General features: G+C 61.0%; 20 protein-coding genes. 15 read left to right on the top strand and 5 right to left on the bottom strand.

The genetic code is table 11. The annotated features are described in order from the left end of the window. Both GTP46_RS28290 and GTP46_RS28285 read left to right on the top strand, forming a co-directional pair. The coding region (locus GTP46_RS28290; protein ID WP_308495460.1) for a uracil-DNA glycosylase at nt 1-904 on the top strand (904 nt) is incomplete at its 5' end. Continuing rightward, nucleotides 897-1,835 (top strand): DUF1853 family protein, encoded by a 939-nt coding sequence (locus GTP46_RS28285; protein ID WP_161009973.1) that lies wholly within the window; start codon nt 897-899, stop codon nt 1,833-1,835. The genes GTP46_RS28290 and GTP46_RS28285, both read left to right, overlap by 8 nt. Here the strand turns inward: GTP46_RS28285 and lplT are convergent. Continuing rightward, nucleotides 1,832-3,094, bottom strand: a complete 1,263-nt coding sequence (gene lplT / locus GTP46_RS28280) for a lysophospholipid transporter LplT (RefSeq protein WP_161009972.1) — start codon at nt 3,092-3,094, stop codon at nt 1,832-1,834. The two genes, GTP46_RS28285 and lplT, sit on opposite strands and share 4 nt — an antisense overlap. A gap of 131 nt (nt 3,095-3,225) precedes the next feature. On the opposite strand from lplT, the gene alr reads away from it, so the two are divergent. The 3 genes from alr to GTP46_RS28265 all read left to right on the top strand — a co-directional run bounded on the left by alr (nt 3,226) and on the right by GTP46_RS28265 (nt 6,085). Next, nucleotides 3,226-4,320: an alanine racemase gene (gene alr, locus GTP46_RS28275; protein ID WP_161009971.1), complete on the top strand. Its 1,095-nt coding sequence runs from the start codon at nt 3,226-3,228 to the stop codon at nt 4,318-4,320. Nucleotides 4,321-4,324: 4 nt separating this feature from the next. Beyond that, nucleotides 4,325-5,701, top strand: coding sequence for a DNA repair protein RadA (radA, locus tag GTP46_RS28270; protein ID WP_092269124.1), 1,377 nt, complete (start codon nt 4,325-4,327; stop codon nt 5,699-5,701). 99 nt (nt 5,702-5,800) lie between these two features. Then, a complete protein-coding gene (locus GTP46_RS28265; RefSeq protein ID WP_371869783.1) occupies nt 5,801-6,085 on the top strand; it encodes a PilZ domain-containing protein in 285 nt (94 codons plus the stop codon). Here GTP46_RS28265 and GTP46_RS28260 read toward each other — a convergent pair. Continuing rightward, nucleotides 6,066-7,259: a citrate synthase family protein gene (locus GTP46_RS28260; protein WP_161009969.1), complete on the bottom strand. Its 1,194-nt coding sequence runs from the start codon at nt 7,257-7,259 to the stop codon at nt 6,066-6,068. The genes GTP46_RS28265 and GTP46_RS28260 overlap by 20 nt on opposite strands. Nucleotides 7,260-7,352: 93 nt before the next feature. On the opposite strand from GTP46_RS28260, the gene GTP46_RS28255 reads away from it, so the two are divergent. Then, nucleotides 7,353-8,759: a CoA transferase gene (locus GTP46_RS28255; protein WP_161009968.1), complete on the top strand. Its 1,407-nt coding sequence runs from the start codon at nt 7,353-7,355 to the stop codon at nt 8,757-8,759. Here GTP46_RS28255 and GTP46_RS28250 read toward each other — a convergent pair. Then, a complete protein-coding gene (locus GTP46_RS28250; RefSeq protein ID WP_161009967.1) occupies nt 8,738-9,472 on the bottom strand; it encodes a substrate-binding periplasmic protein in 735 nt (244 codons plus the stop codon). The two genes, GTP46_RS28255 and GTP46_RS28250, sit on opposite strands and share 22 nt — an antisense overlap. Before the next feature lie 123 nt (nt 9,473-9,595). On the opposite strand from GTP46_RS28250, the gene GTP46_RS28245 reads away from it, so the two are divergent. The 3 genes from GTP46_RS28245 to GTP46_RS28235 all read left to right on the top strand — a co-directional run bounded on the left by GTP46_RS28245 (nt 9,596) and on the right by GTP46_RS28235 (nt 12,630). After that, nucleotides 9,596-9,979: a VOC family protein gene (locus GTP46_RS28245; protein ID WP_161009966.1), complete on the top strand. Its 384-nt coding sequence runs from the start codon at nt 9,596-9,598 to the stop codon at nt 9,977-9,979. A gap of 80 nt (nt 9,980-10,059) precedes the next feature. Beyond that, nucleotides 10,060-11,442: a flagellar filament capping protein FliD gene (gene fliD / locus GTP46_RS28240; RefSeq protein ID WP_161009965.1), complete on the top strand. Its 1,383-nt coding sequence runs from the start codon at nt 10,060-10,062 to the stop codon at nt 11,440-11,442. A gap of 81 nt (nt 11,443-11,523) precedes the next feature. Next, nucleotides 11,524-12,630: a polyamine ABC transporter substrate-binding protein gene (locus GTP46_RS28235; protein WP_161009964.1), complete on the top strand. Its 1,107-nt coding sequence runs from the start codon at nt 11,524-11,526 to the stop codon at nt 12,628-12,630. A gap of 263 nt (nt 12,631-12,893) precedes the next feature. On the opposite strand, the gene sixA is transcribed toward GTP46_RS28235, so the two are convergent. Together sixA and ppk1 are read right to left on the bottom strand one after the other, a co-directional pair. Further along, nucleotides 12,894-13,361 carry a phosphohistidine phosphatase SixA gene (sixA, locus tag GTP46_RS28230; protein WP_161009963.1) on the bottom strand — a complete coding sequence of 156 codons (468 nt, stop codon included), beginning with the start codon at nt 13,359-13,361 and terminating at the stop codon, nt 12,894-12,896. A 3-nt stretch (nt 13,362-13,364) separates the two neighbouring features. Further along, complete coding sequence (gene ppk1 / locus GTP46_RS28225; RefSeq protein WP_371869784.1) at nt 13,365-15,497, bottom strand: polyphosphate kinase 1; 2,133 nt, start codon at nt 15,495-15,497, stop codon at nt 13,365-13,367. A gap of 244 nt (nt 15,498-15,741) precedes the next feature. Between ppk1 and pstS the strand changes: the two genes are divergently transcribed. From pstS to phoB, 6 genes are all read left to right on the top strand, one after another. Further along, a complete protein-coding gene (gene pstS / locus GTP46_RS28220) occupies nt 15,742-16,788 on the top strand; it encodes a phosphate ABC transporter substrate-binding protein PstS (protein WP_161009961.1) in 1,047 nt (348 codons plus the stop codon). 150 nt (nt 16,789-16,938) lie between these two features. Beyond that, a complete protein-coding gene (gene pstC / locus GTP46_RS28215) occupies nt 16,939-17,937 on the top strand; it encodes a phosphate ABC transporter permease subunit PstC (RefSeq protein WP_161009976.1) in 999 nt (332 codons plus the stop codon). Beyond that, on the top strand, nt 17,937-18,809 hold the full coding sequence (gene pstA / locus GTP46_RS28210) for a phosphate ABC transporter permease PstA (RefSeq protein ID WP_161009960.1): 873 nt from the start codon (nt 17,937-17,939) through the stop codon (nt 18,807-18,809). The genes pstC and pstA overlap by 1 nt, the downstream gene beginning before the upstream one ends. A gap of 22 nt (nt 18,810-18,831) precedes the next feature. Then, nucleotides 18,832-19,632 (top strand): phosphate ABC transporter ATP-binding protein PstB, encoded by an 801-nt coding sequence (gene pstB, locus GTP46_RS28205; RefSeq protein ID WP_161009959.1) that lies wholly within the window; start codon nt 18,832-18,834, stop codon nt 19,630-19,632. 36 nt (nt 19,633-19,668) lie between these two features. After that, nucleotides 19,669-20,382 carry a phosphate signaling complex protein PhoU gene (gene phoU / locus GTP46_RS28200; RefSeq protein WP_161009958.1) on the top strand — a complete coding sequence of 238 codons (714 nt, stop codon included), beginning with the start codon at nt 19,669-19,671 and terminating at the stop codon, nt 20,380-20,382. A 12-nt stretch (nt 20,383-20,394) separates the two neighbouring features. Beyond that, complete coding sequence (gene phoB, locus GTP46_RS28195) at nt 20,395-21,087, top strand: phosphate regulon transcriptional regulator PhoB (RefSeq protein WP_161009957.1); 693 nt, start codon at nt 20,395-20,397, stop codon at nt 21,085-21,087. Nucleotides 21,088-21,092: the final 5 nt, after the last annotated feature.

Genomic DNA, 21,092 nt, shown 5'->3' with positions numbered 1-21,092 from the left:
GGCCGCGCCATCGCACGCTGAGCCGGCGCCGGCAGTCGTCGCGCCACGCCCACCGGCGGCCACACCGGCTGCGTCGGATGACGATTCAATGGCCTGGTTCGACGACGCACCGATGCCATCGCCGTCTGCTGCGCCAGTGCGCCCGGTCACGCCGCGCCCAGCGCAAGCTGCAGCCGTGAATCCGGCGCCAGCCGCGCAGCGTCCGGCCCACGGTGCGTTATCGCGTCCTGCGCCAGCGGCTCCGCGCGCGGCCGAGGACTTCGCCACTCCTGCCGACGAATCCACTGCATGGTTCGATGATGCGCCTGCTCCGGCCCGCGCCGAGCCGGTCAGCGATGAAGCCATCGCCGCGATGGACTGGGACACCCTGAAATCCGCCGTCGCCAGCTGCACCCGCTGCGCGCTATGCGACGCGCGCCGCAACGCCGTCAACGGCCGCGGCGCCGGCAACGCCATCTGGATCGCCCTCAGCGGCGCGCCATCGCGCCTCGACGAAAAAGAGGGGCAAACCGTCGCCGGCGAGGCCGGCCAGCTGCTGCACAACATGCTGAAAGCGATCGAACTCCAGCCGGACGCCGACGTCTACGTCACCAACGTGGTCAAGTGCCGCCCATCGACGCCGGATGGCGCCGACCGCAATCCAAGCGCCGAGGAAGTGATCGCCTGCCGGCCATTCCTCGACCGCGAGCTGGCGCTGACCGGCGCGCGCATGGCCATGACTTTCGGCCAGCTCGCAGCCAAAGGCCTGATGATGGGCCCAGCCGCACGCGGCAAGGTGATGCACTATGGCCAGCAACAACTGCCAGTAGTCGCCACCTACCACCCGGACGACCTGCTGCGTAAACCGGAAGACAAGGCCAAAGCCTGGGCCGACCTCTGCCTGGCGAAAGCCAGCCATGCCTGACCAGCCGCCCGGCAGCTATCAAGCTTTGTTTGAAAGCCGCTGGCCGCACCTGACCAATCCTCATGTGCGCGCGCTGGCCTGGCTGCTGGATGCGCCCGACCTGCTCGACCCCGCCTCGCCGCACTGGGAAAATCGCATCGCCTCGCTTGGCCCGGTCTCGCCGCAAACCGCCAACTGGCTGGCCGCACTGGAGCTAGATCCCGCGCCGCTGCAAGCCGCCCTCGGCGACAAGCACTACTCGCGCCTCGGCCTGTACGCCGAAAAGCTGATGGCCTTCTACTTCAGGGAGCAAGGCCAACTGCACGCTCACGGCCTGCAAGTCCGCGCCGATCGCACCGACACCATTGGCGAATTCGACTTCCTGCTCAACGAAGGCGATCATCTGGTTCACATTGAATTCGCCACCAAGTTCTACCTGCTCGACGCTAACAGCACCACCGCCGGCTTCAACGGCCTGATCGGCCCTAACCTGGCCGACACGCTGGGCGTCAAAATGCGCAAAATCTTCGACAAGCAACTGTCGCTGGCCAGCCATCCGGCCGCACAGGCTTTGCTGCCGCTGCCCGTCACCCGCGCGCAGGCGCTGGTCAAAGGCTGGCTGTTCTACCCAAGCGATGTGCCGCCCATGCCCGGCATCTCGCAACAGCACTGCCATGGCTTCTGGATGACGCAAGCGCAGGCGCAGCAACTGCCGCAGCAGCACTACACCATCATGCCGCGCCTGCAATGGCTGGCGCCGCTGAAAACCCAAGACGGTATGGACCAGCCGCAGCTGCTGGCCGCGCTGCAAGACATCACCGCGCCCGTCATGGTCGCGGCGTTGAAGGAAGTCGGGGAGTGGCTGGTAGAAGAGCGCCGGGGATTTGTGGTCCCCGACAGCTGGCGCGCGCAGGCCGCGCAGCGCCGAGAAGAAGGCGTGCTGCCGGCTTAGTGCTTGGCCTCGCCGATCAGCGAGACCGAATCGAACTCGCGCTGGTTGGCTTTGTGACGGCGCATGATGTACAGCATGGTGCCCGCCAGGAACAGGCCGAACAGCATGATAATCACATCCAGGTTCAGGTGCGCGCGCAGCATCAGCGAGTACATCGCCAGCATGGTCAGGATCGACAAATTCTCATTGAAGTTTTGCACCGCGATCGAGTGGCCGGCGCTCATTAGCACGTGGCCGCGGTGCTGCAGCAGCGCGTTCATCGGTACCAGGAAGAAGCCGCCCAGCAGGCCCACCAGGATCAGCAGCGGATAAGCCACCTTTACCGAATTCACCATGGTCATGCACATCACGATGACGCCCATGGCGATGCCGACCGGGATCACGGTCAGCGAATTGCGCAGCGAAACGAAGCGCGCCGAAATCACTGCACCGGCGGCCACGCCTATCGCTACCACGCCAACCAGGCTGGTTGACTGTTCGTAGCTCAGGTGCAGCGTGCGGTTGGCCCATTCGAGCACGATGAATTGCAGGGTCTGCGCCGCGCCCCAGAACAGGGTGGTTACGCCCAGCGAAATCTGGCCCAGCTTGTCTTTCCACAGCATGCTGAAGCAGTTGGCAAAATCGCTGATCAGTTTGATTGGATTGCGTTCCTGGTGGCCGTACACGCAGCCGGTCTCAGGGATGCGGGTATTGAACAGCGCCGCCACCATGTAGATGCCGACCACCACGCACAGCGCCGCTTGGGTTGGGGTCTCGATGCCAGTGTCGATCAGTGGCATGTCAAAGCCCAGCAGGAAGGACGATACGCGGCCACCGACCAGCGCGCCGCCCATCACGGTGCCAAAGATAATTGACAGCACGGTCAAGCCTTCCACCCAGCCATTGGCAGCGACCAGTTTTTCGGCCGGCAGCAATTCGGTGAGGATGCCGTACTTGGCCGGCGAGTACACGGCAGCGCCAAAACCGACGATAGCGTAGGCCAGCAGCGGGTGGACGTGGGCAAAAATCAGCAGGCAACCGCCAACCTTGATCAGGTTGGAGATGAACATAACCTTGCCTTTGGGCATCGAGTCAGCAAAAGCGCCGACAAATGCTGCCAACAGCACGTAAAAGAGGGTAAATGAAAGCTTGAGGAGCGGCGTAATCCACCCTGGTGACTTCATGTTGACCAGCAGGTCGATAGCAACAAACAGCAGCGCATTGTCCGCGAGGGACGAAAAGAACTGCGCTGCCATGATGGTATAGAAACCACGATTCATTCTGGGATAGCCTGAAAACTTATCTGGCTTGCTTTATACCATGCTTTGTTCGTATCCCCAAGAATTGAGCGGTGCGTCCCGGTCCGCTCTTGGTAGAATGGCGGCTTCGTTTATCACGCAGAAGATGTCGTATGCCTAGGCCTATCCTCGCAACAATTCATATTGATTCCATGAAGCATAACTTGGCGCTGGCCAAGTCCAAATCGCCCGGCGCCAAGGCCTGGGGCGTGTTGAAGGCGAATGGCTACGGTCACGGACTGGAACGCGCGATGCGCGGCTTCGCCGATGCCGACGGTTTGGCGCTGATTGAAGTTGACAATGCCGTCAAGCTGCGGGAACTGGGCTGGAAGAAGCCGATTCTATTATTGGAGGGTTTCTTCAGTCCGTCCGATTTGCATACGATGGCCGGCTACGACCTGCAGGCGGCCGTGCATTGCAAAGAGCAGCTGGCGTGGCTGGAAGACGCGGCGCCGCAGCTGAGCGCGCGCGGCATCCGCTTTGACCTGCATCTCAAGATGAATACCGGCATGAACCGCCTTGGCTTCATGCCGGAAGCGTTCGCGGCTGCGCATGCACGCTTGAGCGCGATTTCCTGCGTCGGCAGCATCACGCTGATGACGCACTTTGCCAATGCCGACGATGTCGATCATCCGCTACTGCCGATTGCCGAGCAAATCCGCCGCTTCGAATTGGGCGCGGCTGGTCTGCCGGGCAAACGCAGCTTGTCGAATTCGGCGGGTGTGCTGCTGCATCACGAGCATTTGCAGAACGATTGGGTCCGTCCCGGCATCATGCTGTACGGCGGCACGCCGGGTGGCGGTACGGCTGAAGCGTTCGGCCTGCAACCGGCCATGACCCTGAGCAGCGAGATCATCGGCGTGCAGGACCTGGCCGCCGGTGAGGTGGTCGGTTATGGCAGCCGCTTCCAGGCGACCGGCCCGATGCGCATCGGCGTGGTGGCTTGCGGCTATGCCGACGGCTATCCGCGCGTCGCCCCGCTGGGCACGCCGGTGCTGGTGGACGGCGTGCGCACCCGTCTGGTCGGCCGCGTCTCGATGGATATGCTGACCGTGGACCTGACCGACCTGCCGCAAGCGCAGATCGGCAGCAAGGTGGTGCTGTGGGGGCAAGGCTTACCGATCGACGAGGTGGCGGAAGCGGCCGGCACCATCGGCTATGAGCTGATGTGCGCGTTGACGCTGCGCGTGCCCGTGGTTGAGGGCTGAACGCATGGCGAAGGCAAAGACTAACTACACCTGCAGCGAGTGCGGCGGCACCTCCACCAAATGGACCGGCCAGTGCTCGTCCTGCCAGCAGTGGAACACCATGGTGGAAACCGTGATCGAGGCGGGCGGCAATAACCGTTACTCGCAGCCGGCCCACATGTCGCTGGCGCAAACTGCGCCGGTGCTGTCGCTGACCGATATCGATGCGATTGACGTGCCACGCTTTGGTACCGGCATCGAGGAGTTCGACCGCGTGCTGGGCGGCGGCCTGGTGTCCGGCGGCGTGGTGCTGATCGGTGGTGATCCGGGCATCGGCAAGTCGACTTTGCTGTTGCAGGCGCTGGCCAATGTGTCGCATATGAAGAAGGTGCTGTATGTGTCCGGCGAGGAGTCGGGCGCGCAGATCGCCTTGCGCGCCAAGCGCCTGGCCATCGATGCCCGCGATTTGAAATTGCAGGCCGAAATCCAGTTGGAGAAAATCCTCGGCACGCTGGCCGACCTCAAGCCGGAAGTGGCGGTGATCGACTCGATCCAGACCCTGTATTCCGATGCCCTGAGCTCGGCGCCCGGCTCGGTGGCGCAGGTGCGCGAGTGCGCGGCGCAGCTGACCCGCTGCGCCAAGCAGACCGGCGTGACCATCATCCTGGTTGGTCACGTGACCAAGGAAGGTGCGCTGGCCGGTCCGCGCGTGCTGGAACACATAGTCGATACTGTGCTGTATTTTGAGGGTGACAATCACTCCAGCTTCCGGTTGGTGCGGGCGATCAAGAACCGTTTCGGCGCGGTCAACGAGCTGGGCGTGTTTGCCATGACCGAGAAGGGTTTGAAGGGCGTATCGAATCCATCGGCCTTGTTCCTGTCGCAGCATGACAATCAAGTGCCCGGTTCCTGTGTGATGGTGACGCAGGAAGGCACGCGGCCGCTGCTGGTGGAAATCCAGGCGCTGGTCGACACCAGTCACCAGCCGAATGCACGCCGCCTGTCGGTCGGTCTGGAGCAAAATCGTTTGGCCATGCTGCTGGCGGTACTGCACCGTCATGCCGGCATTGCGGCTTTCGACCAGGACGTGTTCATCAATGCGGTCGGCGGCGTCAAGATTACCGAGCCGGCCGCTGACTTGGCGGTGCTGCTTGCAATTAACTCTTCAATGCGCAGCAAGCCTTTGCCGCGTGGTTTCGTGGTGTTCGGTGAGGTCGGCCTGGCGGGCGAGATCCGGCCGGCACCGCGTGGGCAAGAGCGCCTGCGGGAAGCGGCCAAGCTAGGCTTCTCGATTGCCATGATCCCGACCGCCAATGCGCCTAAACAACCGATCGAGGGCATGACCATCATCGGTGTTGATCGAATCGATGATGCCTTCAATAAGCTGCGCGAAATCCAATAACGATGTATTGTTATGTGTTGTAATCGTCAATAGTGCATTTTGCGTAACTAAGAGGATAAGAAAGTGTTAGTCGATCAAAGGTCAGGCGCGCGTAAGATCGTGCGTTCCAAAGCAGTCGTTGTGGTTGATGGCATGCCGCCCAAGATGGGGCGCACGCTGGATATCAGCGCGAGCGGCGTGTCGCTCACGTTCGACCATAAAATGGCAACGGGCGATATCGGCATGGTGTCGTTTGAGTTGTTCGTAGAGGGCAAGGCGCAGATCTTGAGCTGCCAGTCCCGTGTGAACTACTGCATTTTCAGCGGCGACCACTTCAAGATCGGCTTCCATTTCATGAATCCCGACCTGGCCACCATGGCCACCATCAATAAATTCCTGCGCTGATCGCGTTGGCGGGCCCCGTGTAGCGGGCTCGCGGCCGAATCAGGCGGTTGGCTTGCACTTGCTCCAGAGCATGGGCGAGCCAGCCGACGCAGCGACCCACAGCAAACAGAATGAACGGTGCGTCTTTCGGCAAGCCGCAGTGCGCGGTCAGCAGCGCGAGGGCGTAGTCGATATTGGGCAGTTCGCCGGCTTGTTGCTGGGCGGCTGCGGCCAGCGCTTCATACGGCTGTATTTTCGGCAGGTGCTGGAGCAGGGTCTGGGCGCGCGGATCGCCTTCGCTGTAGAGCGGGTGGCCGAAGGCGGGCAGCGGGCGCTTGCTGGCTAGCCAGTCGTGGATGGCTTGAGCGGCGTTGCTGGCTTGCGCTTGGGCGATCAGTTGGGCGAATTCCTTGGCTGCGCCGCCGTGCAGCGGGCCGGTCAGCGTGGTGAAGCCGGCCAGCACACCTGCCGCCAGCGAGGCGCCGGTGGAGATGGCGACGCGGGTGGCAAAGGTGGAAGCGTTCAGTTCGTGATCGGCCATCAGGACCAGCGTGCGGCGGATCAGGTCGGCGTGGGTGTCGGCTTGCCAGGCGTGGGCGAGGCGGGCGCTGATGGAGGCGTGCTGGTTGCCATCGCTGTCATGATCGCCGATAGCTGGCTGGCCAGCCATCGCGTCGGCCAGCGCGACCAGAATGCTCGCCGCTTCGGCACGCAATTCAGCTGCCGGTCGCCCCATTGATGGCGCATCTACGGCGCTGCGGCGGGCGAGCATTAACAGGCCTGCTGCCAGCGCACTGTCCGGCATGGTGTGACTGGCGCTTGAGGGCCAGAGGGCAGCGGCTTCGGCAGCGTCGCATTGCCACAGCAGGGCGGCGATGTCTTCGAGTTGGGCGCTGTCGGCGAGCGTGGCGGCGTCGTGGCCGCGGTAGAGCAGCTTGCCATTGGCGGCGGTGGAGATTGAGGATGGCAGCACTGGGTCGCCATACTGCATCGCCTCGCTGGAGACAATTTCCACCTTGCGCCGTCCGTTGGCGCGGCGCGCCATGCGCAGTACGTCATCGCGATGATAAAGACTGCGACGTGGATCGCCCTCATCCGGCCGGGCGCGGATTTTGCCCCGGCTGACGTTGGCGTACAGCGTTTGCGGGCGCACGTTAAGCACGTCCAGTGCTTCTGCGGCGGTCATCCAGACCATTTCAACTTCCTATGTTGACACTTCAAATCAAGATTGACGTTGCGGGACCGGCGGTCCTAAGCTGCGTCCAAGCATAACTTATCGGGAGCCTAAATGTCTCATCACCTGCTGAGCGCCGTGTGGTCGGCGCTGGATATGCCCGCAGCGGCGCTGGATGCTGTGGATGTGGTGGGCGAGGGCGCGCTGCCATCGTATTTTGACGTGACCGGTTTGGCAACCGCCTCGGTCGGCGCGGCGGCGCTGGCGTTGCAGCAGCTGGCAGTAGTGCAAGGCGGCGTCCCCGCGCGCGTGACCGTGGACCAGCGGCTGGCGTCGATGTGGTTCAGCTGGTCGTTCCATCCGGTCGGCTGGGAGCGCCCGCCCTTGTGGGATGCGGTGGCTGGCGATTACGCGACGGCAGACGGCTGGATACGTTTGCACACCAACGCACCACATCACCGCGCCGCTGCGCTGGCGGTGCTGGGCTGCGCCGAAGACCGCGAGGCGGTGGCGCGCGCGGTGGCTGGGTGGCGCGGGCTGGCGCTGGAACAAGCCGTCGTTGCCCAAGGCGGCTGTGCGGCGATAATGCACTCGATGGCCGAGTGGGCCGCACACCCGCAAGGACTAAGCGTCGCCAGAGAAGCGTTGATTGCGTTTGCCGATACAAGTGGCGGCACTGCCGCTGAAGGCCCTGCAGGCGGTGGGCGGGGCGAGTGGGCTTGGGCGGCAGGCCGACCGCTGGCGGGGCTGAAGGTGCTGGATTTGACCCGCGTGCTGGCCGGCCCAGTGGCAACGCGCTTCCTGGCAGGCTACGGCGCCGATGTGCTGCGCATTGATCCACCCAGCTGGAACGAGCCGGGCGTGATCCCTGAGGTGACACTCGGCAAACGCTGCGCGCGGCTGGACCTCACGCAGCCTGCCGACCGCATCGTCTTCGAAGGCCTGCTGACCGAAGCCGATGTACTGGTTCACGGCTACCGCCCGGCAGCATTGGAGCGGCTCGGCTTCGGCGAGCAAGCGCGGCGCCAGCTGAATCCCGGCCTGATCGATGTCGCACTGGACGCCTACGGCTGGACCGGTCCGCTGGCCGGGCGGCGCGGCTTCGACAGCCTGGTGCAAATGAGCTGCGGTATCGCGCAGTACGGCATGCAGCAGCAGGGCGCGGCCCAGCCTGTGCCGCTACCGGTGCAAGCGCTGGACCACGCCACCGGCTACCTGATCGCCGCCGCCGTGGTGCGCGCACTGATCGCCCGTCTCAGCGAAGGCCGCACGCTGCAAGCCCGCCTATCGCTGGCCCGCACCGCCAAGTTGCTGGTGGATGCGCCGGCGTCGGCAGCCCCGGGCGCATCATTGGCTGCAGTGGCCGGCAGCGATTTCGCACCGCGACTGGAACAGACCGAATGGGGCCCGGCGCGCCGCTACCTGCCGCCGGTCAGCATCGGCGGCATACCGATGACATGGGATCGGCCAGCCTCCAGCCTCGGTTCCGCAGCGGCCAGTTATTTCGGCAAGACGAACTGATACTTTCTCAGGATGCGCTCGTAAGTGCCGTCCTTGATCATGTCGTGCATTGCCGCCTTCCAGTCGGCTACCTGGTTGGGCGTAACGTCCGGCGAGCTAGCCATGTAGGCTTGCACCCGTTTCAGTATCACGCCGCGCCGTAGCTCGGCGGCGCTTGATCCAATCTGCCGCTGCGCCGCCAAAATCCCGTTCCACGGACTCAGCCAGGCATCGATGCGGCCCGCTTGCAGCTTGCGCGCATTGATGTCGTCGTGCGCCACCGCATCCACGTGCGGTAGCTGGAGCTCCTCGGCGATCAAAGCGCCGACGCCGTTACGCACCGCGCCAATCGATAGCTTGCGCACCGCCACCAGCGACGAAATATCCACCTTGGAATCGGCGCGGGTGACTACCACCACCTCGTCTTCAAACAGCTGCACCTGCCAGCCAAACAGTTTCTCACGTGCGGCCAGACGCCCGACCGGCGCCACCAGCACACCGGTGGAACTGGCACCCACCGCTACTGCGCGCGGCAGCGGATACAGCTGGATCTTGCCCGAGTGGCCAACACGCCGCGCCATCTCCTGCATCAGGTCGCAGGCCATGCCGGACGTACCCGACGCCTCATCAGCCGCCGGATAGCAATAGAACGAAGTGGTAGCGCCGATCAGGCGCAATTCCTCGCTGTGCACGGAGGGGGCGGGCAGCATTGCCACCGCCATGAGGGCTATCATGAACGGGGCATAAACTGGCAGGCGCATAGTGTGCAGGACAGGAAGGTCGACCGGTCCAGTATGCCCCCTTTGCGGCGCTAGTCCATTGGGCAAAAAAGCTACAATAAACCACGGGAGGATGGTATGAAACGGACTTGGACCATCATCGGCGTTGCCGATGTCACGGCCAGCTTTCGCTGGTATCAAACGCTGTTCGGGCAGGTGTTGACTGGTCCAGCGCACGATTATTTCGGGCAGCTGCTGGATGCCGATGGCACCGTGCTGCTATGCCTGCACGCATGGGGCGCACACGAGCATCCTTCGTTGACGAGCCCCGAGCTGGCCCGGCCAGGCAACGGCCTGCTGCTATTTTTTCGCGTCGATGCTTTCGACGCTGCCGTGCAGCGCGCGCGGACATTGGTGGCGCAGCTCGATGAAGAGCCGCATCTCAATCCTGCCACCGGCACCATGGAAATCGCATTGCGCGATCCGGACGGCTATCACGTCATGCTGAGTGCCATCGAATAAGGGGCAAAAACCGTGCTGTTCCGCGCTTTGGTGCAAGCATCCATGTTGCATACTATGTAACCACTCAGCGGAATGACATCATGGCTACTTCCAGTATCAGTTCAACCAGCGGCTCATCCAGCACGCAGGTCTCGGCGGACGTGTACAACCGCGTCCAGCAAACCATGGCGGCCCAATCCGGCGCCGCCACCAAACTCAATGCCTCGATTGCCAAGGACCAGACCAAGCTGTCCGCGCTCGGGCAGTTGCAAAGCGCGTTAGCCAGCTTCCAGTCGCAGATGGCCGGCCTGACTGGCAGCGGCCTCAGCACTAGCGTCGCCAGTTCGGCCAAGACCGTGCTGACTGCGGCCTCGACCGGCACCGCCAAGGCCGGCACCTACGCGCTGGAGGTCAAGCAACTGGCGCAGGGCCAGTTCCTGACCAGCGACGATTTCGCTTCCTCGACCGGCAAGATCGGCAGCGGCGCGACCACCACCGTCAAGATCGATTTCGGCACCGCTGGCGGCGAAAAGGGCTTCGTCAACGCGGCGACTGCCAGCAAGACCGTCACCATCGATTCCAGCAACAACACGCTGGATGGCATTGCTGCCGCCTTCAAGGCTGCCGGCGTGGACGTCAGCGTCATCAAGGGGGACGACGGCCAGTATTCGCTGTCGATGGCCGGCCCGAGCGGCGCGGCCAACAGCATGCGCATCAGCGTTAGCGGCGACGCCGCGCTGAAAAACCTGTTGACCTATGATCCGGACGGCACGCAAAAACTCAAGCAGACCAGTCCCGCGCTGGACGCCATCCTCACCGTTGATGGCAAAGAAATCAAGAGCGCGACCAACACCGTCAAGGACATGGCCATTGCCGGCGCCACGCTGAACCTGGCCGCGACCGGCAAGAGCGACGTCACTATTACGCAGGACGCCAGCCAGATCGGCACCAACCTGAAATCCTTCGTCAGCGCTTACAACGACCTCAACGCCAAACTGCTCAAGCTGCAGAAGGGCGACCTCAAGTCCGATACCGCGCTGAACCAGGCCATCAGCCAGATGAGCATGCTGCTAAAGACTGGCGGCGGCAGCGTATCCGTCACCGCGCTGGCCTCGGCTGGCCTCAGCCAGGACAAAGATGGCAACCTGAAGCTGGACGACACCAAGTTGCAAGCCGCGCTGAAGACGGACTCGTCGGCCGTCGCCAAACTGTTTACCAACGACGGCCGCGGCATTGCCGACATGATGTCGGCCAAGGCCACCTCGCTGACCTCCACCAGCAGCGTGCTGACCAAGGAAACCAGCCTCACCACCAACGAACTGGCCAGCCTGGGCAGCAAGAAAACTGCCATGACCAAGGCCATGACGGCCCAGGCCAACGCGCTGGCAGCCCTCTACACGGCCCAGGCCCAGACAGGTGCCGGCAGCGCGCTCACGGGCAGCACCAGCAAGGGCACGGGAACCTTGTTTGATATGCTAGGTTGATCTTTCTAACGAATTCCTTGCATCCGGGCGAGGGATGCCGGATCATCACGGCTTGTGTTTGAATCCCATTTCGGAGGTGTTATGGCAGGGAAGTTCGTTGCGGCGGTGTTGGCTGCTGGTTTGATGGTAGGCGCGGTGCAGGTTGCCGGTGCGCAAGAGGAAAAAGTCCTCAATATCTACAACTGGTCGGACTATATCGCCGAGGACACGGTTAAAAACTTTGAAAAAGAAACCGGTATCAAGGTCCGCTATGACCTGTTTGATAACAACGAAATCCTGAACTCCAAGCTGGTGGCCGGCAAGTCCGGCTACGACATCGTGGTGCCGACCGCGCAGTGGGCGCGCCTGCAGATCGATGGCAAGCTGCTGCGCAAGCTGGACAAGTCCAAGCTGTCCAACCTGAAGAATCTCGACCCGGAAATCCAGGCCAAGCTGGCCAATATCGATCCGGGCAATGAATATCTGGTCGACTGGCTGTGGGGCTACACCACGGTCGGCATCAATGTGAACAAGGTCAAGGCTGCGCTGGGTGGCATGCCGATGCCGGACAATGCCTGGGAGCTGATCTTCAATCCGAAGTACGCGGCCAAGCTGAAATCGTGCGGCATGTCCTTCCTTGATTCGCCGTCGGAAGTGCTGCCGGCTGCGCTGCTGTACGCCGGCAAGCCAGCCTACTCGAAATCTGCTGCTGATTACGTTGAAGCAGGCAAGGTACTGCAAGCCATTCGTCCTTACGTGACGTTGTTCAGCTCATCGGGCTATATCAACGACCTGGCCAACGGTGCAGTGTGCGTGGCGCTGGGCTGGTCGGGCGACATTAATATTGCACGTCAACGTGCAATCGACGCCAAGAATGGCAATGTGATTGAAGTGCTGGTGCCGAAAACCTCGGCCGCGCTGGTGTTCGACACCATGGCGATTCCTGCCGATGCGCCGCACCCGAACAATGCCCACCTGTGGATCAACTACATCATGCGTCCGGAAGTGCATGCCAGCCTGACCAACAAGGTGTTCTATGCCAATCCGAACGCGGCCAGCCTGAAGCACGTGCGCAAGGATATCGCCAGCAACAAGACGGTGTTCCTGTCGGACGAAGACAAGAAGCGCATGGCTGCGCCAGAAGCGGTGCCGGCAGACATACGCCGTAACATCACGCGCATCTATACGAAATTCAAAACTGGGGTTTAATCGTTCGTAAACGTTGAACGGCGCGAGAGGCGTTGTCTTTGTAGGACACGCCGCTGGCGCCGTAGGCTTCAGTGAAGCTAAGTGCTATTCGTGATAGCGGTCGATCAGTTTGTGTTTGCTGCCTCGCATTTCCTGCACCAGTTCATACACCACTAGCGCAATCATGCCGCCGAACATACCCATTGTGAGCAAGGTGAACATCATGATGGCCTCCCTCAGAGTTGATGCAATTAAACTTTAGCAGATGCTATTGGCTTTGCAAGCTATTTAACAACCAGGTCGGCGGCCATTACAGCTTTTAAATACACGCTCAGCGGATCGCCCGGTTCGCGTTGCGCAAACCACCAGGCGCTGGCTTTGCGGATGTCCCACTCCAGGTCGTCACCAGTCATCAACATGGAAGCCACCTGGCCCAGCGTCGGCTGGTGGCCCACTACCAGCACAGATTCCTTGTTGCCTGGCCAGTTGACGGCCCTCAGGATGTCGGCCGGATCGGCGCCCGGCGCCAGGTCGGTATGGATCTTGAATTTACGGCCCAGCGCTTCCACCGTTTGCAGCGTGCGCACGGCAGGGCTGGAGAGAATGCGGCAGCTGTCCGCCAGCTGCGAGTTGAGCCACTGGCCCATGCGGCGCGCCTGTTTCTGGCCCTTGGTGGTCAGTGCCCGTTCAAGGTCGCTCATGCCCGGTCCTGCATCTTCCGCTTCCGCGTGTCGCCATAAAATCAGGTCCATGCTTTAATCTCCAAGGTGGCCATTGGGTGTGCCCAGTGTCTCCATCAAGTGCTGTTGTGCGCTGAACGTGGCTTGCTTGCCGCGTGCCTTGCGGCGTTGGTAGTGGCCGTCCGGCTCCAGCTCCCACGCGTTCTGGTTATCCTTCAAATACGGGCTCAGGCCTTCAGCCATCACCCGGCGTTTCAGCGCCTTGTCCAGAATCGGGAAGGCGACTTCGATGCGGCGGAACAGGTTGCGGCTCATCCAGTCGGCGCTGGCGAGGTAGGTGTCGTGTTCCAGATCGTTGCGGAAGTAGTAGATGCGGCTGTGTTCGAGGAAGCGGCCGATCACCGAGCGCACCTTGATATTTTCCGACAGCCCCGGCACGCCCGGCTTGAGCATGCACGCGCCGCGTACGATCAGGTCAATCTTCACACCGTCCTTGGATGCCGCATACAAAGCGCGGATGACCGATTCGTCTACCAGCGCATTGATTTTAACAATAATCCGGCCTGGCCGCCCCGCGCGCGCAATGCGTGCTTCGTTGCGGATGGCCTTGATGATTTCGTTTTGCAGCGCGAACGGCGCCAGCCACAAATGGGTGAGGTGGTGCGGCTTGGTTAGCGAGGTCAGATGGATGAACACCTCGTTCACTTCCTGCGCGATGCCCGGGTGGCAGGTCAGCAGGCCGAAGTCGGTGTAGAACTTGGTGGTGGTCGGATGATAGTTGCCGGTGCCGAGGTGGGCGTAGTAGCGCAGCTTTTTGTCTTCGCGGCGTATCACCAGCGCCACCTTGGCGTGGGTCTTCAGGCCGACCACGCCGTACACCACTTGTGCGCCGGCTTGTTCCAGCTTGTCCGCCCAGTTGATGTTGGCTTCCTCGTCGAAGCGCGCCTTCAGCTCGACAATGACGGTCACTTCCTTGCCGAGCTTGGCAGCGGTAATCAGCGATTCCATCAGGTCCGAGTTCATGCCGGTGCGATAAATAGTCTGCTTGATCGCCACCACGCTCGGATCATGCGCAGCGCTGCGGATGAAATCGATCACGGTCTGGAACGACTGGTAGGGGTGGTGCAGCAGGATATCGTTTTCACGCAGGGCCACGAAAATATCCTGGTTCACCTGCTTCTGCGCGAAGCCCGGGAAGAACGGCGGGAAGCGCAGTTCTGGATTTTCCACGTGATCCATTATCTCGTTCAAACGCACCAAATTCACCGGGCCGTTGACCGCATACAGCCGGCTCTGATGCAGACCAAACTGGTCGAGCAGGAATTGCGACAATTCAGGCGGGCAGTTCTTCGCCACTTCCAGCCGCACCGAGGCGCCGAACTGGCGGCCGACCAGCTCGCCCTTCAAGGCCTGGCGCAGGTTTTTCACCTCGTCTTCATCGACCCACAAATCACTGTCGCGCGTAACGCGGAACTGCGAATAGCCGATCACTTCGCGGCCGGCAAACAGGTCGGAGATGTGGGCGTGGATCACCGAGGACAGCAGGCAGAACGAAATGCCACCATTCTTCGACAAGTGGTCGGGCAGGCGGATCACGCGCGGCAGCACACGTGGTGCTTTTACAATCGCAATGCCGGTGCCGCGCCCGAACGCATCCTTGCCGCCCAGTTGCACGATGAAGTTCAAACTCTTGTTGACGACTTGCGGGAACGGGTGGGCCGGATCGAGGCCGATCGGCGTCAGCAGCGGGCGTACTTCGGTATCAAAATATTCTTTCACCCACGCGCGCTGCGCATCGTTGCGTTCGTTGTGGCGCACCAGGTGTATGCCCTTGGCCGCCATCTCGGGCAGGATTTCGGTATTCAGGAGTTCATATTGGTGGCTCACCAGCGCGTGACACTCATTGCTGATGCGCGACAGGGTGGCCACCAGGGCAGGGTGGGTGGACAGCGTGCCGTCCGCTGCGCCGGCCGCCAGCAGGCTGGCCACGCGCACTTCAAAGAATTCGTCGAGGTTGCTACTTGCAATGCACAGGTAGCGCAGCCGCTCCAATAAAGGAATGCTTTTATCTTCGGCTTGCGCCAGCACCCGGCGGTTAAACATCAATTGGGACAGCTCCCGGTCCAGGAAGGCCGAGTTCTTGTTTACTTCAGCATGCAGGTCAGGCTTCATGTCTTTTTGTTCACTTTGCTGGTCATTCCATTCTATCTGGTTTTAGGAAGAATGATTGCAACAGTGTAAAGACTAATTATGACAGGTCCGTGACAAACCCTGTCATAAATGGCCGCCAATTATGACAAGCAGGCGTAATATAGGCCTGCCAAACCGCTTGTTCTCATAGGGAAGGGGCCGAAAAAGAATATTTTTGAAATATTTTGGCGATGTCATAAAGCTGTCATATTGGACCGTTAGACTGCGCAGCATCCTAACCTGTCATAACAAAGGACTTGAAATGCGACTGAAACAATTGATCTCTTCCCTGATGGTTGGCGCAGCGGCTGTAATGGCTTTCTCGTCGGCCGCTCACGCCGCCGATATGACCGGCGCCGGCGCTACCTTCCCGTACCCAATCTACGCCAAGTGGGCTGAGTCGTACAAAGCCGCTACCGGCAATGGCCTGAACTACCAGTCCGTTGGTTCGGGCGCAGGCATCAAGCAGATCAAAGCCAAGACCGTTGATTTCGGTGCGTCGGACATGCCGCTGACCGCAGCTGACCTGGACGCAGAAGGCCTGATGCAGTTCCCAGCCATCATGGGCGGCGTTGTGACGGTTGTGAACCTGGACGGCATCACCCCAGGCCAGCTGAAACTGACCGGTCCAGTGGTGGCTGACATCTACCTGGGCAAAATCACCAAGTGGAACGACGCAGCCATCACCGCGCTGAACCCAGGCGTGAAACTGCCAGCAGACGACATCACCGTGGTGCACCGCGCTGACGGTTCGGGCACCTCGTTCCTGTTCACCGACTTCCTGTCGAAAACCAATGCTGAATTCAAAACCAAGATCGGCGCTTCGACCGCTGTGAAATGGATCGTCGGCGTCGGCGGCAAAGGTAACGAAGGCGTTGCAGCCAACGTACAGCGTATCAAAGGTTCGATCGGCTACGTCGAGTGGGCTTACGCTAAAAAGAACAAAATGTCGCACACCCAGCTGAAAAACAAGGACGGCAACTTCCTGCAGCCTGACGACGACTTCTTCAAAGCCGCTGCCGCTAACGCAGAGTGGACCAAGACCCCAGGCTTCGGCGTGGTGCTGACCGACCAGGCTGGCAAAAACTCGTGGCCTATCACCGGCGTGTCCTTCATCCTGATGCACAAAGCTCAGGCTGACGCAGCCAAAGGCAAAGAAGTCATCAAGTTCTTCGACTGGGCCTTCAAAAACGGCGGCGCAGCTGCTACCGAACTGGACTACGTTCCACTGCCAGCAGCAGTTGTGAAGCTGGTACAAGATTCGTGGAAAGCTAACCTGAAAGACGCTTCGGGCAAAGCCATCTACTAATCCGGACTACCCTTCGCCGCCTTCAGTCGGGCGGCGAGGGGGTTAGCCTGCGGGGCCCAACCCGGGATCCGCAGGCTAGCTACCATCCACCGAGACAATAATATGAGCGCAGATATCACTTCCACGCCCCTACCTAAACCGGAGCCGGCCATGCACATCAGCACCGCGCAGGCAACTGCTGCGGAGCAGGCTGCCATGCAGTCCATGCTGCGCACCATGCGCAACCAGCGCATCCAGGATTTCTTCTTCCACAAGACCACCATGCTGTTCGCGCTGTCCGTGCTGGCAGTGCTGCTGGGGATTATCATTTCGCTGATGGTTGGCGCCTGGCCAGCCTTCAAGGAGTTCGGTCCGGCCTTCATCACCACCGTTGAGTGGGATCCGGTCAACGACCAGTATGGCGCCATGATCGCCATCGTCGGCACCCTGGCCACTTCCGGCATCGCACTGCTGATTGCCTTCCCGGTATCGTTCGGCATCGCGCTGTTCCTGACCGAGATTTGCCCAGCCGGCCTGCGCCGTCCACTGGGGACGGCAGTGGAGCTGCTGGCAGGTATTCCATCGATCATCTACGGCATGTGGGGCTTGTTCGTGTTTGCACCGCTGTTCGGCGACTACGTGCAGCCATTCCTGAAACACACCATCGGCCAACTGCCGCTGATCGGCCAGTTCTTCAGCGGCCCGACCATGGGCATCGGCATCCTGACCGCGGCACTGATCCTGGCGGTGATGATCATCCCGTTCATTTCCTCGGTGATGCGTGACGTGTTTGAAATCGTTCCGGCAGTGCTGAAAGAATCGGCTTACGGCCTGGGCTGCACCCGCTGGGAAGTAGTGCGCAAGATCGTACTGCCTTACACCAAGACCGGCGTCGTCGGCGGCGTCATGCTGGGCCTCGGCCGCGCGCTGGGCGAGACCATGGCGGTCACCTTCGTGATCGGTAACGCCAACAAGCTGTCGTGGTCGCTGTTCGCAGCGGGTAACTCGATTGCTTCGACGCTGGCCAATGAATTTGCCGAATCGGATACCGTGCTGCACACTTCGTCGCTGTTCGCACTGGCACTGATCCTGTTCGTAATTACCTTTATCGTTCTGTCCGCCGCCAAGCTGATGTTGGCTGGCATGTCTCGCAAGGAAGGCGTCAAATAATGAGCGCAACTCTGGAAAAAGCCGCGATGAATCCGGTGTACCGCAAGCGTCTGCTGATGCACCGCATTGGTATCGCGTTGTCGGTGGCCGCCATGTCGGTTGGCCTGCTGGTGCTGGCGTGGATCCTGATGACGCTGATCATCAAAGGCTTCGGCGCACTGAGCATCAATATGTTTACGCAAACCACCCCGGCGCCAGGCAGCGAAGGCGGCGGTTTGTTGAATGCGATCTTCGGCAGCTTGCTGATCGTCGGCCTGTCGACCCTGATCTCGACCCCGATCGGTATCCTGGCCGGCATCTACCTGGCTGAATACGGCGAAGAAAACAAGATCGCCAGCATCACCCGCTTCGTTACCGACATCATGTTGTCGGCACCGTCGATCGTGATCGGTATGTTCGTGTGGGCCCTGTACGTGGCCACTGCCAAGCACTACTCCGGCTACGCTGGTTCGGTGGCGCTGGCGTTGATCGCCGTGCCGGTGGTGGTGCGTACCACCGACAATATGCTGCGCCTGGTGCCAAACAGCCTGCTGGAAGCAGCTTTCGCGCTGGGTGCACCACGCTGGAAAGTCGCGATGATGGTGCGCCTGCGCGCCGTCAAGGCCGGCGTGATCACCGGCGTGCTGCTGGCCGTGGCCCGCGTGTCCGGCGAGACTGCGCCGCTGCTGTTCACCGCGCTGAACAACCAGTTCTTCAGCTCCGACATGAACGCACCGATGGCCAACTTGCCGGTGGTGATCTACGGTTTCGCCATGAGCCCTTACGACAACTGGCGCGACCTGGCTTGGGGCGGCGCACTGCTGGTGACCTTCAGCGTGCTGGCCCTGAACGTGATCTCGCGCACCGTGTTTGCCCAAAAAGCCCCGAATTAATCTGATTAAGCGAATCCATACAATGAATACGCAACTGAGCCAAGAAAACGTCATCGCCATGAACGGCAAACGCACCACCATCGAAATTTCGAGCCTGAACTTCTTCTACGGTAAAACCCAGAGCCTGCATAACGTCAGCCTGAACATCCACGAGAAGCAAGTGACCGCCTTCATCGGTCCATCGGGTTGCGGCAAATCGACCCTGCTGCGCACGCTGAACCGCATGTATGACCTGTACCCAGGCCAGCGCGCCGAAGGTTCGATCATGTACCGCGGCCGTAACATCCTCGAAGAAGGCCAGGACTTGAACATGCTGCGCGCTAAAGTCGGCATGGTGTTCCAGAAGCCGACCCCGTTCCCGATGTCGATCTACGACAACATCGCTTTCGGCGTCCGCCTGTATGAAGACCTGTCGAAAGGCGAGATGGATGAGCGCGTGGAATGGGCACTGAAAAAAGCCGCGCTGTGGACTGAAGTCAAAGACAAGCTGACCAAGAGCGGCCTGTCGCTGTCGGGCGGTCAGCAACAGCGCCTGTGCATTGCGCGCGGCGTGGCAGTGAAACCGGATGTGCTGCTGCTGGACGAACCTACCTCGGCGCTGGACCCGATCTCGACCTCGAAAGTGGAAGAGCTGATCAGCGAGCTGAAGCAGGATTACACCATCGCCATCGTCACCCACAACATGCAGCAAGCAGCCCGTTGCTCGGACTACACCGCCTATATGTACCTGGGCGAGCTGGTGGAATTCGGCGAGACCGACCAGATCTTCATGAATCCGGCCCGCAAGGAAACCCAGGACTACATCACCGGCCGCTTCGGCTGATCAACCTTATAATACGCATTCGAATTGGAGAGCAGCATGATCGGTGAGCATTCATCCAAACAGTACGACAACGAACTCGAAGCCATTCGCAGCAAGGTGCTGCTGATGGGCGGCATCGTCGAGACCCAGTTCCTCGACGCCATGACCTGCTTCCGCATCGGTAACAGCGAACGCGCCGACCGCGTGATACGCGAAGATGACTCGGTCAACCAGCTGGAAGTACAGCTGGACGACCAGTGCAGCCACCTGATCGTGCGCCGCCAGCCGGCCGCCAACGATCTGCGCACCATCATGGCCACCATCAAAGTCATCACCGATCTGGAGCGCATCGGCGACGAAGCGACCAAGATTGCCCGCACCGCCAAGCAGCTGCACGCGCGCGGCGCGGTGACGGTCAACCACTACGAGATGGTGCGCGGCATCGCCAACAACACCAGCGACATGCTGCACGACGCGCTGGACGCCTTCGCCCGCAACGACGGCAAACAAGCACTGCAGCTGATTGCGCAGGATGCCGTGATCGACCACGAATTCCGTTCGATCATGCGCAACCTGATCACCTTCATGATGGAAGATCCGCGCACCATCTCGGCCGCACTGGATACCCTGTGGGTCGCCAAGGCCATCGAACGCATTGGCGATCACGCCAAGAACATCGCGGAATACGTGATCTACGTGGTGGAAGGCCGTGACATCCGCCACACCAAAACCGTACCGCTGCCTGAAGACGAGTCTGAGCAGACTCAATAAAATACATAAGAAATGGCATCTGATAAAACCACTGTACTGATTGTTGAAGACGAACCGGCGATTGTTGAGCTGGTGACGTTTTCACTGCGCGAAGCAGGCTGGAACTGCTGCAACGTGCAAAGCGCGGGTGAGGCCTGGGATTTCATCCAGACCAAAACCCCGCAACTGATTTTGCTGGACTGGATGCTGCCGGATTCGACCGGCATCCGCCTGCTGTCGCGCATCCGCTCGGACCGTCAGTTCAACGACATCCCGGTCATTATGCTGACGGCCAAGAGCATGGAAGAAGACAAGCTGGCCGGCCTCAACACCGGCGCCGACGACTACGTCACCAAGCCGTTTTCGCCGCGCGAGCTGCTGGCGCGCGCCAAGGCCCTGTTGCGCCGCAAGGCGCCGGAGCATGCGCAGTCGACCATGCGTGCTGCGAATATCATGCTGGACCCGGTCAGCTGCACGGTGTCGATGGACGACCAGAAAATCGACATCGGCCATGCGGAATACAAGCTGCTGAAGTTTTTGCTGGCGCATCCGGAGCGCGTATTCTCGCGTAGCCAGCTGCTGGACAAGGTGTGGGGCGATCACGTGGTGATCGAAGAGCGTACCGTCGACGTGCATGTGCTGCGTCTGCGCAAGGCCTTGAAAGAGGCTGAGCACCTGATCAAAACCGTGCGTAGTGTAGGCTACATGCTGTCGGAAAAAAGCTGAGTTTT

Source organism: Duganella flavida (genome assembly GCF_009857445.1).
GTDB lineage: Bacteria > Pseudomonadota > Gammaproteobacteria > Burkholderiales > Burkholderiaceae_D > Rugamonas > Rugamonas flavida.
Note: the sequence above shows the minus strand (reverse complement) of the source record. Positions and strands in the feature narration are given on the sequence as shown.

Coding starts and splice junctions, on each gene's coding strand:
- GTP46_RS28285 (WP_161009973.1), top strand. CDS start 897: ATGCCTGACCAGCCGCCCGGCAGCTATCAAGCTTTGTTTGAAAGCCGC.
- lplT (WP_161009972.1), bottom strand. CDS start 3,094: ATGAATCGTGGTTTCTATACCATCATGGCAGCGCAGTTCTTTTCGTCC.
- alr (WP_161009971.1), top strand. CDS start 3,226: ATGCCTAGGCCTATCCTCGCAACAATTCATATTGATTCCATGAAGCAT.
- radA (WP_092269124.1), top strand. CDS start 4,325: ATGGCGAAGGCAAAGACTAACTACACCTGCAGCGAGTGCGGCGGCACC.
- GTP46_RS28260 (WP_161009969.1), bottom strand. CDS start 7,259: ATGGTCTGGATGACCGCCGCAGAAGCACTGGACGTGCTTAACGTGCGC.
- GTP46_RS28255 (WP_161009968.1), top strand. CDS start 7,353: ATGTCTCATCACCTGCTGAGCGCCGTGTGGTCGGCGCTGGATATGCCC.
- GTP46_RS28250 (WP_161009967.1), bottom strand. CDS start 9,472: ATGATAGCCCTCATGGCGGTGGCAATGCTGCCCGCCCCCTCCGTGCAC.
- GTP46_RS28245 (WP_161009966.1), top strand. CDS start 9,596: ATGAAACGGACTTGGACCATCATCGGCGTTGCCGATGTCACGGCCAGC.
- fliD (WP_161009965.1), top strand. CDS start 10,060: ATGGCTACTTCCAGTATCAGTTCAACCAGCGGCTCATCCAGCACGCAG.
- GTP46_RS28235 (WP_161009964.1), top strand. CDS start 11,524: ATGGCAGGGAAGTTCGTTGCGGCGGTGTTGGCTGCTGGTTTGATGGTA.
- sixA (WP_161009963.1), bottom strand. CDS start 13,361: ATGGACCTGATTTTATGGCGACACGCGGAAGCGGAAGATGCAGGACCG.
- pstS (WP_161009961.1), top strand. CDS start 15,742: ATGCGACTGAAACAATTGATCTCTTCCCTGATGGTTGGCGCAGCGGCT.
- pstC (WP_161009976.1), top strand. CDS start 16,939: ATGCACATCAGCACCGCGCAGGCAACTGCTGCGGAGCAGGCTGCCATG.
- pstA (WP_161009960.1), top strand. CDS start 17,937: ATGAGCGCAACTCTGGAAAAAGCCGCGATGAATCCGGTGTACCGCAAG.
- pstB (WP_161009959.1), top strand. CDS start 18,832: ATGAATACGCAACTGAGCCAAGAAAACGTCATCGCCATGAACGGCAAA.
- phoU (WP_161009958.1), top strand. CDS start 19,669: ATGATCGGTGAGCATTCATCCAAACAGTACGACAACGAACTCGAAGCC.
- phoB (WP_161009957.1), top strand. CDS start 20,395: ATGGCATCTGATAAAACCACTGTACTGATTGTTGAAGACGAACCGGCG.